General features: G+C 32.8%; 15 protein-coding genes. 12 read left to right on the plus strand and 3 right to left on the minus strand.

What is annotated here, in order from left to right; genetic code table 11:
• Positions 1–3 precede the first annotated feature (3 nt).
• The 11 genes from DW182_RS21160 to DW182_RS21210 all read left to right on the plus strand — a co-directional run bounded on the left by DW182_RS21160 (position 4) and on the right by DW182_RS21210 (position 7232).
• On the plus strand, positions 4–1113 hold the full coding sequence (locus tag DW182_RS21160) for a toprim domain-containing protein (protein ID WP_007559154.1): 1110 nt from the start codon (positions 4–6) through the stop codon (positions 1111–1113).
• Complete coding sequence (locus DW182_RS21165) at positions 1110–1613, plus strand: PH domain-containing protein (protein ID WP_005647342.1); 504 nt, start codon at positions 1110–1112, stop codon at positions 1611–1613. The genes DW182_RS21160 and DW182_RS21165 overlap by 4 nt, the downstream gene beginning before the upstream one ends.
• Positions 1594–2301 (plus strand): hypothetical protein, encoded by a 708-nt coding sequence (locus DW182_RS21170; protein WP_007559156.1) that lies wholly within the window; start codon positions 1594–1596, stop codon positions 2299–2301. The genes DW182_RS21165 and DW182_RS21170 overlap by 20 nt, the downstream gene beginning before the upstream one ends.
• Positions 2302–3138, plus strand: coding sequence for a topoisomerase C-terminal repeat-containing protein (locus DW182_RS21175; protein WP_007559158.1), 837 nt, complete (start codon positions 2302–2304; stop codon positions 3136–3138). It abuts the gene before it with no gap.
• Complete coding sequence (locus tag DW182_RS21180) at positions 3135–3488, plus strand: hypothetical protein (RefSeq protein ID WP_004295339.1); 354 nt, start codon at positions 3135–3137, stop codon at positions 3486–3488. Before DW182_RS21175 ends, DW182_RS21180 begins: the two co-directional genes overlap by 4 nt.
• A gap of 11 nt (positions 3489–3499) precedes the next feature.
• Entirely contained in the window at positions 3500–3778 is a 279-nt protein-coding gene (locus DW182_RS21185) for an HU family DNA-binding protein (protein ID WP_004295340.1), read from the plus strand.
• Positions 3769–4041, plus strand: a complete 273-nt coding sequence (locus DW182_RS21190) for a hypothetical protein (RefSeq protein ID WP_004295341.1) — start codon at positions 3769–3771, stop codon at positions 4039–4041. The genes DW182_RS21185 and DW182_RS21190 overlap by 10 nt, the downstream gene beginning before the upstream one ends.
• Positions 4042–4051: 10 nt before the next feature.
• A complete protein-coding gene (locus DW182_RS21195; protein WP_007559162.1) occupies positions 4052–4495 on the plus strand; it encodes a hypothetical protein in 444 nt (147 codons plus the stop codon).
• A gap of 174 nt (positions 4496–4669) precedes the next feature.
• Positions 4670–4894 carry a hypothetical protein gene (locus DW182_RS21200; RefSeq protein WP_004295344.1) on the plus strand — a complete coding sequence of 75 codons (225 nt, stop codon included), beginning with the start codon at positions 4670–4672 and terminating at the stop codon, positions 4892–4894.
• A 3-nt stretch (positions 4895–4897) separates the two neighbouring features.
• The gene (locus tag DW182_RS21205; protein WP_004295345.1) at positions 4898–6853 is read left to right on the plus strand and encodes a type IV secretory system conjugative DNA transfer family protein; all 1956 of its coding nucleotides are present in this window, start codon (positions 4898–4900) and stop codon (positions 6851–6853) included.
• Positions 6846–7232: a helix-turn-helix domain-containing protein gene (locus DW182_RS21210; protein WP_007559164.1), complete on the plus strand. Its 387-nt coding sequence runs from the start codon at positions 6846–6848 to the stop codon at positions 7230–7232. Before DW182_RS21205 ends, DW182_RS21210 begins: the two co-directional genes overlap by 8 nt.
• Before the next feature lie 434 nt (positions 7233–7666).
• Here DW182_RS21210 and DW182_RS21215 read toward each other — a convergent pair whose 3' ends face one another.
• Both DW182_RS21215 and DW182_RS21220 read right to left on the minus strand, forming a co-directional pair.
• Complete coding sequence (locus DW182_RS21215; RefSeq protein WP_004295347.1) at positions 7667–8062, minus strand: hypothetical protein; 396 nt, start codon at positions 8060–8062, stop codon at positions 7667–7669.
• Positions 8063–8138: 76 nt separating this feature from the next.
• Positions 8139–9818 (minus strand): MAC/perforin domain-containing protein, encoded by a 1680-nt coding sequence (locus tag DW182_RS21220; RefSeq protein ID WP_007559167.1) that lies wholly within the window; start codon positions 9816–9818, stop codon positions 8139–8141.
• Positions 9819–10507: 689 nt separating this feature from the next.
• Between DW182_RS21220 and tet(X) the strand changes: the two genes are divergently transcribed.
• Positions 10508–11674, plus strand: coding sequence for a tetracycline-inactivating monooxygenase Tet(X) (gene tet(X) / locus DW182_RS21225; RefSeq protein WP_005783159.1), 1167 nt, complete (start codon positions 10508–10510; stop codon positions 11672–11674).
• 212 nt (positions 11675–11886) lie between these two features.
• On the opposite strand, the gene erm(F) is transcribed toward tet(X), so the two are convergent.
• Positions 11887–12687, minus strand: coding sequence for a 23S rRNA (adenine(2058)-N(6))-methyltransferase Erm(F) (gene erm(F), locus DW182_RS21230; protein ID WP_002682030.1), 801 nt, complete (start codon positions 12685–12687; stop codon positions 11887–11889).
• Positions 12688–12764: the final 77 nt, after the last annotated feature.

Consider the following 12764-nt stretch of genomic DNA (forward strand, 5'->3'; position numbering starts at 1 on the left):
ATTATGCTAACATTTGACGATTATAAGGCTAAAATATCCATCATTCAAATACTTGAAGATTTAGGATATAAACAAGACATTAGCAAAGGAAAGGTTTCGCCTGTTTTTAAACTGACAGACGGAGCAGGTAACAAGTTGGATGAAATCATCATCAAGAATCCTCATAGTGTACAAGAACACTACTATGATAGGAATTATAAAGGTGGAGATTTAATTCAGTTCATCAAAAATCATATTAACGACTTCCCACAATTCCAACATCAAAATACATTTGTGCGAATCAATATGATTTTAGGACATTACGCAAATGAGCCTTATAGTCCTAAATATGAAGCATTCAAAGTTGTAAAAGCAGAAAACAAATCTTTTGACAGAGATAGATATAAAGAATTTCCTACTACACTCGCTGATTTAAGATTTCTCACAAATGAAAGAAATATAAATCATCAAGTCGTAGAAAAGTTTCTACCATTTATCACAAGGGTTAAAGACTTACAAGGAAACGGCAATTATTATAATATAGGTTTTCCCTATATTAATCCAAAAGATAAAGACAACAAAGTAACAAATTACGAATTAAGAAACTATGGATTCAAAGGAATGGCTGCCGGAGGTGATAAAAGTAACTCGCTTTGGATTGCTGATTTTTGCCCACACCCCCAAATGGCAAAACATATATACTTTGCAGAATCCGCTTTAGATGCTATGAGCTTCTATCAGCTCAATGCTAACAAAATCAAATTAGAAGAAAGTGTTTTTTGTAGTGTAGGAGGGTACATTTCAGTTAATCAAATAAAAAACACTTTATTGCGATACCCACAAGCTAAAGTACATACCTGTTTTGATAATGATTTAAACGGTAATTTGTATGACATTAAAGTGTCTGGAATCATTAGTAATACAGAAATGACAATAAAAGAAAATAAAGATGATGTGCTGTTTAAAACTAAGGGTAGAGAATTCACTATTAACAAAAATGACGTTTCACTAGAAAGTTTTAGGGAAAAAAGCAAAATAATAGCTCCTATGATTTCTCATAAAGCAGAAAAAGCAAAAGATTTCAATGAAATTCTAATGAAACAACATGAACAAAAAAAAAGTATTAAGTTATGAATGATGGAACAAACATAGCTTCTGATGATATTATATTAAAGCCTAAATTCCGATATTGGTTAATGAAGAATTTCCTTTTAATCACATTAGCGATTTTCGTATTCATTTTTAGTAAATATATAAGAGAACATGAATTATTAAAATTTATCAGTGGAACGATATTAGTATTGTTGATATTTATAATTTTCTACAGATATATTTCAATGTTACTTTGTACAAAATGGATTATAACTAGAGAGCAAATAAAAATATATCAAGGAGTGCTTTCAAAAAGGATTAACTACATAGAATTATATCGTGTATATGATTATGAAGAAAAGCAAAGTTTTATCCAGTCTTTAATAAACAACACCAATATCTACATTTATTCTGGCGATAAATCAACACCAGAACTACTGATGAATGGTCTTAAAGCTAATAGTGATATAATTCAAACCATCAGAAATAGAGTAGAAGAACAAAAAAAGAAAAAAGGAATATATGAATTTACAAACAGATAATGATATGAAAAGAGTGCTTTTATTTTTTTCCCTAATGTTACTGTTAGGCAACATAAAAGGACTAGCACAATCTATTGTCATTGACCCGGTAATGATTGGAACATTGGTTTATTCCCATCAGGAGCAACAAGGTGTATTGAAAGACATACAAAGTGAGGAAACAAAAATCCGCAACTTTCAAATTTTAATCCAACAAAAAATGAATCAAATTCAATCCTTACAGGAGAAGACATACAACTATCTTTCTACAGTTAATGCAGTTGTGAAAAATGGAAAAGATATTATTTATGCTTCAACCTTAGCTAGAGACATAGCTAAATACCAATCCGAAGCAGCTAAATATGCAGTTGGAGACCCTAAATTATTAACCATAATTGCAAAAACAGAGTATGAGCTTATCAGTCGAAGTGTAGATTTAATGATATACATAAACAATATAGCATTGCAAGGCGGTGAAAAAAATCTTATGGATAATAAGCAAAGGATAGATTTATGTATTCATGTGGTCAATGAACTTAGACGAATGCGAGGACTTGCATACGCTGTATGCCGACAAATGAAATCCGCTAAAAGGGCTGGAGTACTAAAAACACTTGTACCCGGACAATTTAAATATGTAAATAGTGGGAAACAAAAAGTAGATAATATTTTAAACGGTATTAAATGGATTAGTAAAGGAGGATATTAAATGGATAATGATACAATCAAAGATTTAGGCTTATGCCCTATTTGCCAGAAAGGACACATAATGAAAGGCAGTTTAGGATATTCCTGTAATTACTTCAAAAACATGAATGACAAATGTACATTTAATATTTATCATTCATATTGGGGAAAAGAGATTACAGAAGAAATAGCCAGGCAATTAATAACAACAGGGAAAACAGATATATTTCATGACTTCCATAATAAAAAAGGAGTTCCTTTTTCTGCATATCTGACTATCGAAAATGGAATCGTTATTCCTTCTTTCGTAAATGAAGTATTAGAAACTCCGTGTCCTGTGTGTGGTAGAGAAATTGAAATTTTACTAAATGGATATGCTTGTAAAGGGTATTCACAAAAGGACAAGGACAACAACAGAGTTTGTAACCTCTATATACCCAAAACTATTGCACAAAGAGAAATACCATTGGAAGCAGCAGAAATACTTGCCAGAGGAAAAAAAACACCGTTTATGACTGGATTTAAATCAAGAGAAGGAAATGATTTTTCTTCACGGCTGGTTCTAACAGAGAACTTAGATATTTCTTTTGACAATACATTGTGTAAGTGTCCTAAGTGTGGAGGAAACTTATATATAAACAAAAAAGCCTATAATTGTTCCAACTATAGAAATGAAGCCATAAAATGTGATTTTGTCATTTGGCGTGAAATGTCAGGACGTTCTATAACTCCCGAAGAAGCAATAGAACTTTGCGAGAAAAAAGAAACACCTGTGTTAACTGGATTTCATGATAAAAACGGGCAACCGATGGAAAGAAAGCTTGTACTGAACGATGATTTTAAAATAAAACTAATATGAAAATAGAATTTATAATTTATAGCCATTTTTTTAAAGAGAGAGGAATGAAGGTAAAGGGTGATTGGAATTTTCCGCATCTTCCAAGGATAGGCGAAGAAATTTCACCTCACATTATAATGTTTCAGAATGAATTTACCTATCAAAATTTATTAGAATATCTAACAGATGAAGCTAAAAGTGATTTTAATAAATTCAATGATGGTGAAGATGATTTAGAAGGGAATTTTAAAGCATGGGTATATGATGTTATCTGTGAGGTCAATATAGTTGAATCAATACATTATAGACCAGATACAGAAGACTATACCCAAATTATTCCTGAAATTTGTTTAAGTGATTTAAGTAATTAAATATTATTGATATGCAAATGAATAAGACTGATTTAATCAAAATGGTTGCTGAAAAGGCAAATAAACCAACAAAAGAAGTAGCAGAAATAATTGATAGTTTTTTCAAAGAATTATCTCAAAATCTAAGAGAAAAAGATGTTTCTATAAAAGATTTTGGTACTTTCAAAAAGATTATTCAGCCAGCTCGGATAGCTAGAAATCCGGCAACTGGAGAACCTGTAGAAGTTCCAGAAAAGGAAGTTGTTAAATTTAAGCCGTCCAAAAATATACTAAACATGAAATGGCTATGATAGAAATAAACATCCATATTCCTATAGATGGTGTGAACAATATTTCTATACCAATCCAATTACCTGTAGTTCCAAGGGTTGGAGAAAAGATTTATCTATCTGACAAACAAATAAATAATTTGATAAGTCTATTAGAAGAAGAATATTACCACAATCCACAAACAGAAGAATGGAAAGAATCAATAAGACGGTTCACCAATATTGAGGAAGTAGCATATAATGCTGCAAATGGAACGATACACATTGAATTATCAACTATTTAAAAGAAACAATATGAAAAAGTATTTATCATTAGTAATGATTGGTTTAAGCCTTATGTTGTCTGGATGCAATAAAGACGATAACAACGACCCTGATACTCCACCTACAGGAGATACAGGAAAAGTACGTTATGAAGCTACCGTAAGCGACCCAGAAAATTTCAAACTTCTAATACATTATACAGTAGGAGTAGATATTTCTTCCGAAGCTCCCGAAGAAGCTGCCAAAGAAACTATTGTAGAAAGTCCATTCACATTTGAGCAAGAAGCCAAACAAGGAACATATTTATGGCTATCTGCCTACCCTATACCTAAAGATGAAGAAAACCTTGAAAATTTACAGCTACCTAAGACAGTCGAAGTAAAAATTTTTATTGATGATAAGCTGCATAAGTCTAACAGTGGTGAAAATTATGCAATGGTTCAACATATATTCGGACAGGAAAATTACCAGTAGAATTGATACCTTTTCTGCCTGCACTGGAGAGAAACCGGGAAGGTATTTGATACCGTACTTTTCCGGGTTCTGCCCGGCATGGACGATAAGAGAACATTATTATGATACCAAAAAATAAAAACCAATACCACTCTCACTGCATAAAAGAGTGGTATTTTCATTTGAATTAATAAAATGAAAGACCAAAAAAGATTATTACACAAGTGCCTATTAGAAGACATTCCAGCTTTTGTAATATGCGGAACAGATATTTGTTCCGTCCAAGCAATGGAAGCATATTACCAGATAGCAGTAGAAAAAGGTTGCAATAGCAATTTTTTAGAAGACTTGAAATTAGCTATAGAAGATTTCAAGGCTTTTCAATGTGAGGAACCTGAAAAAGTTAAAATACCCGATTAAATCATGGAAGAAAGCAAAGAATTACAAAAACTATATGGATTCATGCAAGCATTCATTTATATAACTGTTTGCATAGAGATTCTACTATTTGTTCATTTTCCCTTTAGTGAACAAATTATGCCCTTATTATCAAAAATGGCAAAAATTCCTATCTATTCTAATATTCTTTATAGTAAACTATTTACATTCTTTATTATAATGGTTACTTGCATTGGAACACGTTCAAAAAAGGATTTAGAATTAGACCCGACTAAACAAATCATTTTTCCTTTAATCTTTGGATTCATAATGTTCTTTGGAAGTATATGCTTTCTTTTCTTTAAAGAAAAAGGAGAAACTAGTTTAGAATGGTATAATATAGCTTACATTATACTATCAATAATTGGAGCGACATTAATAAATTCAGCTCTAGATAACATTTCCAAACGTATTAAATCAAACTTTATGAAAGATAGATTTAATATAGAGAATGAAAGCTTTGAACAATCTAAAGACAAGGTAGAAACAGAATTCTCTGTCAATATTCCGATGAAGTTTTTCTACAATAGAAAGTGGCATAATGGGTGGCTGAATATATGTAACTGTTTTCGTGGAACTTTCGTAATAGGAACGCCTGGAAGTGGTAAATCTTTTTCTGTTATAAATTCTTTTATAAGACAACATTCAGCTAAAGGATTTGCAGAAGTTGTTTACGACTTCAAATTTCCTGAACTTGCCAAAATTGCATATTATAATTATCAAAAGAACAAGCAATTAGGAAAAATACCAAGTAATTTCAAGTTCAATGTCATTAATTTTTCTGATATTGAATATAGTAGAAGAATAAACCCATTGAAACGAGAATATATAGAAATCCTAGCAGATGCAACAGAAACGGCAGAAGCATTATATGAGAGTTTACAAAAAGGCGACAAAGGAAGTGGAGGTAATAGCGATTTTTTTAAAACATCAGCAGTAAACTTGTTAGCAGCTTCTATTTATTTTTGGTCTAGATACGAGAATGGCAAATATTCAGATTTACCGCATGTACTGGCTTTCCTTAATCAAGAATATGACGTACTTTTTAAAGTCCTCTTTTCCGAACCTGAATTAAAATCACTAGTTTCCCCATTTGAAGCTGCATATAAATCAGGAGCAGTGGACCAATTAGAAGGACAGATGGCAAGTCTAAAAGTACAGTTATCAAGACTGGCTACTAAAGAATCTTTTTGGGTATTTAGTGGCAATGATTTCAATTTAAAAGTATCAGATAAAAAAGACCCTAGTTATCTTATCATTGCAAATAACCCTAAAACACAAAGCATGAATAGTGCTTTAAATGCACTTATCATTAACCGATTAACTAGACTTGTCAATACAAAAGGTAACTACCCTACTTCAATCATAGTAGATGAATGTCCCACATTATATTTTTATCAACTTGCAACACTACTTTCTACTGCACGTAGCAATAAGGTTTCAATTTGTTTGGGATTACAGGAACTACCGCAATTAGAAGAACAATACGGCAAAGCTACCGCAAAAACTATAACTTCTATTATAGGTAACACTTTATCCGGGCAAGCTAAAGCTCCTGAAACTTTAGATTGGCTACAAAAACTATTTGGAAAAGTTAAGCAAGTAAAAGAAGGTGTTACTATCAGAAGAAACGAAACAACAATTAATATGAATGAACAAATGGATTTTGTTATCCCGGCATCCAAAATATCTTCATTACAAGCTGGTACATTAGTAGGGCAAGTTGCATTAGATTTTGGACAAGAAGATAATTTTCCAACAGCGATGTACCATTGCAAAACCAATTTAGATTTAAAAAAAATTAAGAAAGAAGAAGAAGCCTACAAAGAACTGCCAAAAGTATATAACTTTGGGACAGCAGATAATAGAGAGAAATTACTGCAAAAAAACTTTAAGAGAATATACGACGAAGTAGAAACAGTAATAGAACAATATGTATAACATTACATTACCAATTTTAGGCACAAGGTTAAAGCAAATCCGAGAGCATATAGGATATTCCCAAGCTCAATTAGCAGAACAGCTGAACTGTAAACAAAATGCGATTTCAAATCTTGAACTAGGAAAAGGGGGCAGCCTAAAACTTTTATTTCAAGTGCTGAATTTTTATTCTAACTATGTTTTTATAGATTTAATATTTAGTGAAAAGTTTTATCTGATTTCTAATACAGAAGAAGATGAAGCGCAAAAAGCCAATTATAATTCTGTTATAATAGAAATTATAAGACAATCAGAAAAAAACTATGAGGATGCTATGTCAAACGCTAAAAAAGAGCTAGAAGCTAATCTTCAAAAAGCCATCAATTTATTACAGCCCTAATAAAATAAAAGAGAGTACAAAATACTCTCTTTTATTTTCCAATATTACTTTAAAGAATTTGTGATACCTATTCTTTTGGAGTTCTGGCACTGATGGGCGTATATAGCATGATGAAATGATACCGAATTATCGTCCCTGGTACACCCTGAAGAACTCCTTTTTGATACCAAATACAAAAAGCTGCTGGAAGCCGGACACAAAGAATTGATACCATAAAACTATAGGGAAAAAGAAGAAGGACAAAATGCCATATTATATATAAATAATATGAATATGTGATTAATATCCTTCACTCCCCGAAACCCAGAAAGAGCAACACGAGAATCTTCTTTTCCCTATGTCCATTTCATAAAAATGATACCAGTATAATAACAAATACTTATAATATGAAAAGAGAGCATCCAAATACATACCTTTTAACAATACAATCGAAATCAATCTATCCTATCTAATTCTATTATAGCTACTTTCTCTTTATCTGGACTTGCTTCATTTTGTATAAGAGTTATATGTTTTTGGGTATAGCTTTTAATAACCCAAGGAGCACCACCTAAATATAAAGCATTGCTATTAAATATGATATATTTTCCTTCTATTTTGTAAGTAATATCAATTTCATCGTAACTTTCCCAATTTACTTTCCCCGATTGAGTATCTATAAATTGCATACCTACTCCCATATTGGGAACTACCCAAGCATCACAACGACCTGTACCACGCCATGAGGTTTGATATAGTTTTTGGGGAGTAAGTTCTCCTATTTGTACCTCTGGATTTTTATCATCACAACTTGTAAAACTTATGTTTACTAAAAATAATGCCCAAAGCATTAATAAGCAAGATTGTTTAAAATAATGTACCATGTATTAAAATAGATTATATTAATATAAATACCAGACTTCAAAATTACAATCCTATAATTGTGTATAGATTTGCTAATGTTGCTATTGAAATCTGTTTTTCTACTAAATTAGAAGCCCATGAACTAAGACCATATACTTCCAGCAAACTCTCATCTCTTTCATCTGCAAAAAATGAAAAACAGAGTTTGGTAGTTGGGTCGTATAAATATTCCATATTAGTTGCCTCATGATAGTACTTACAGAAACCTTTTTCATTGAAGTTCTCCAAAACCATACATAGCGGAGAACGCATTTGAGGATTAATACGCTTTCTAGTATTATAACTTATCTGAATATCAGAGCTGAAATACCTTGATATTTCTGCCGATATAATTTGGGCTTTTTTGATAAAAACATTATCATCTTCATTTTGCCTTAATTCCGCATCCGTAGCATTACTTTTACTCAATACTATTTGGTCACCCTGTCTTGTTGTTAACACAGCAGCTACATCATATAAACTTTCTCCCGAAGCAGATGTCTTTGTCAATACTCTTGCAATCGTAATAGACGGAGTATAAAGTCTTGTAACAGGAAGAAGAATTTCCTTAGAAGTATCATCAAAACGTCTTTGAAAGTTTCTTTCCAGTACAAAATCCGACATTGGATATAATCCTTCTTCTATTAAATCAATCACTGTATGATTTTTTGAATCATTTAATGATTTTCTCCAAGATTGCAAGTTTATATTTATGTCTTTAAGTGCCATTGTAGTATTCACTACACCTGTTTCATCTTGAATACCACCCAATGTTTTTACACGTATAAATATATCTTGTCTTTTGTAAACTGTAGAATCAAAAGTACCATCCTTTCCATTAAATCCGAACGACCCATTAAGTGAATCACCTTTATATACAAGTGAAGCATTAATATTTTTCTCTAAGGATTTAGTTTTCTGTTCAACATTCGTATTTGAATCCGCATTACCCATATATTGCGCAAAAGCTCTTCCACCTGTATAATAACCAACAACAACAAAATCTCCATATGAATCAATGATAGATGATATAGGAGAGGTATATAAATTATTAATAAAAGACCTTCTTAAAAACTGCCTTGCAAACACTTTATTAGAACCATTGGAACTTAACAAGGTAAATTTGCCATGAGCAAACAATATATTCATTTCCCCATAAGCTTGTTCTTTTGATTCATTAATAAAAGTTCTAAATGTTTCGGTTGTCGTTTTCTTTTTCCCTATAGAAAAAAATCCTAGATTTAAAGAAAATCCACTTTTCACAGTTTTACTTATTGATGAAAAATGCGTATAATTATTAAAATCATAATAAGCAAACGATGACTGGTCGTTCCAGTTAGGATAATTTTCATCAATATATGATTCATCATATTCTTTTAGAGATTCAATATCAAGTATGGAATGCGTAAAGTTATCAAAATCACTTGGTATATAATTCCCCTTAAGCAATTTATAACCATAACCTAGATATTTATCAGTTCCCCCAATCATCTCACCACTTCTTGTCAACTCTTCATCAAAAGAAGGTTGTCCTGTAATAACATCTGGAAGAGATGGATTACGTTCTTGAAGAATCACATCATCACATGAATAATCAGTTTCAACCACTGTATTTTGCTGTGCGCATAAGTTCAAATCCTCTGAACAAGCTATAAACAATGGAGCTATAACAGATAAAATTATTATATATAATATTGATTTCATAATCTTTTCTTATTGCAGATTATTATTAGATAAACTTTTCATATATTCTTCTAAAGGAATTGTTACTATTTCGTCTGGTTTTGCCTTTGATGTAGTATTGAATTGAATTCAAATCACAGAGAAGTGAATAGACAGTATTACCCGACAGAGCAACTACGACAAAGCAATGCCATCAAAAAAAATGACAGCACACACAAAGCATAGACTGATTGTCTTGCCCTAAAAGATTGATTGGAATTTATTCAGGACTGCCTATCACTTAGATAGAAGTCCAAGGTCTGCTGAAATACATAATTCAAAAATTGAAATTGCTTGACTGCAAATTTAGTAACTTTGCTTGACAAATTAACGAGAAAGAAGAGAAAATGAAAGCCGACCGCATAACATCACCTATACGCAAGCAGGGGGTTCGTGCTTCGTAAGACAGGAAAGTGGTAAATTTAAAGTTCAGTTCATCGTAGGTAGCTTAGTGGTAAAAATCCCTGCCTGCGTATAGCTGCAAACCGTTGTTAGCAATCCGCTGCGCTCCTTGCTAACAATGGCTCGGCGACTTACGTCGCTTGCCGTAAGCCGCCGCTTCGCGGACTGCTTACAACAAGCGACTTGGCTAAATAGCTCCGCTTTTGTATCTTCGATACAGCTTCGCTACTTCGCCAATTCGCCGAGCCATTGTTATGGGCCATTTTTGAATGACAATGCGAATAGATACAGACAAACAAATGAATTTACTTAGTGATAAGAACGTTGCAATAATTGGTGGTGGACCCGTTGGACTGACTATGGCAAAATTATTACAGCAAAACGGCATAGACGTTTCAGTTTACGAAAGAGACAACGACCGAGAGGCAAGAATTTTTGGTGGAACCCTTGACCTACACAAAGGTTCAGGTCAGGAAGCAATGAAAAAAGCGGGATTGTTACAAACTTATTATGACTTAGCCTTACCAATGGGTGTAAATATTGCTGATAAAAAAGGCAATATTTTATCCACAAAAAATGTAAAGCCCGAAAATCGATTTGACAATCCTGAAATAAACAGAAATGACTTAAGGGCTATCTTGTTGAATAGTTTAGAAAACGACACGGTTATTTGGGATAGAAAACTTGTTATGCTTGAACCTGGTAAGAAGAAGTGGACACTAACTTTTGAGAATAAACCGAGTGAAACAGCAGATTTGGTTATTCTTGCCAATGGCGGGATGTCCAAGGTAAGAAAATTTGTTACCGACACGGAAGTTGAAGAAACAGGTACTTTCAATATACAAGCCGATATTCATCAACCAGAGATAAACTGTCCTGGATTTTTTCAGCTATGCAATGGAAACCGGCTAATGGCATCTCACCAAGGTAATTTATTATTTGCTAACCCCAATAATAATGGTGCATTGCATTTTGGAATAAGTTTTAAAACACCTGATGAATGGAAAAACCAAACGCAGGTAGATTTTCAAAACAGAAATAGTGTCGTTGATTTTCTTCTGAAAGAATTTTCCGATTGGGACGAACGCTACAAAGAATTGATTCATACGACGTTGTCATTTGTAGGATTGGCTACACGGATATTTCCTTTAGAAAAGCCTTGGAAAAGCAAGCGCCCATTACCCATAACAATGATTGGGGATGCCGCACATTTGATGCCGCCTTTTGCAGGGCAGGGAGTAAATAGTGGGTTGGTGGATGCCTTGATATTGTCTGATAATCTAGCCGATGGAAAATTTAATAGCATTGAAGAGGCTGTTAAAAATTATGAACAGCAAATGTTTATCTATGGCAAAGAAGCACAAGAAGAATCAACTCAAAACGAAATTGAAATGTTTAAACCCGACTTTACGTTTCAGCAATTGTTAAATGTATAAAATGGAATAAAACGGCACATAACAAACAAATTGGCAATAGAGCCGGTGAAGTACTTCTATTGAACTTTTGTGCAATGTTGAAGATTAGTAATTCTATTCAACATTTGTGCTAAAAGTCGGCTCCATCGCCAATTTGCCAGCCGTTATGCGGCAGCTTAAAAAAAGACGACACCAAACCAAAAAAATCATCTTGACAACCACCCGACTTTGAACTACGAAGGATGAAATTTTTCAGGGACAACTTCCAGCATTTCCAAAAAACAGTTTAACCATTGACTTGGAGACAAACAAACAATTTGAGCATTAAGGTTTAAACCGAATTTTTCCGAAATTGACCTGACCTGACTTTTCCTGAAAATCGACTTTAAAGCTGTTTTTACAGATAAATCAGGTTTCTCTAACAGACAGGAAATAAATGCTAAGTATTTGGCTTTAAACTTAAAATCAAAAAATAAGTGTTTTCTTTTAATGTTTAACAGGGCTGATTTGACAGTTGGCGGTGGCAAGAAACTTTCAGGACCTACCTCATAGACAAGTTTCAAATCAAAAAAAGTATGATAGAAAACGGTATATGGATTGTAAAGCTTCCTCGAAAATAACTTTTGTGTAGGTTCTAATTGAAGGACAATGGAACCTCCCAGAAAATTTCCAAGACTCTCAAACATCAGGATTTTGAAAATATCGGAAGTAATGCCATAAGGAATATTTGACACCACTTTGAAAGGAAATTTCGGAACTGCAAAATTCCTAAAATCACAACCGACAACTTGAACATTTCGGGCATCAGAAAATAATTTTCGTAAATGTTCAACCAAAGCTGTGTCGTTTTCAATAGCAACAACATTGTTGGCGATTTTTAATAAATGAACAGTAAGAAACCCCTTGCCTGCCCCAATATCTAAAACCGTATCCTGATTACTTATATTTGCTTGTCTTATTGCATCTTTTATTAGCACTTTATCAATAGTAAAGTGCTGACCCGTAAAACGAACGGGCAATTTCTTTTTTGTCATTAGTAACTTCTTACAGGTGAATACTTCTTGAGTTCAACTTATAAATGCAACTTTTTGGGTGCGGATAATAAGCAATA

The organism is Bacteroides sp. AM16-24 (assembly GCF_003471885.1).
GTDB lineage: Bacteria > Bacteroidota > Bacteroidia > Bacteroidales > Bacteroidaceae > Bacteroides.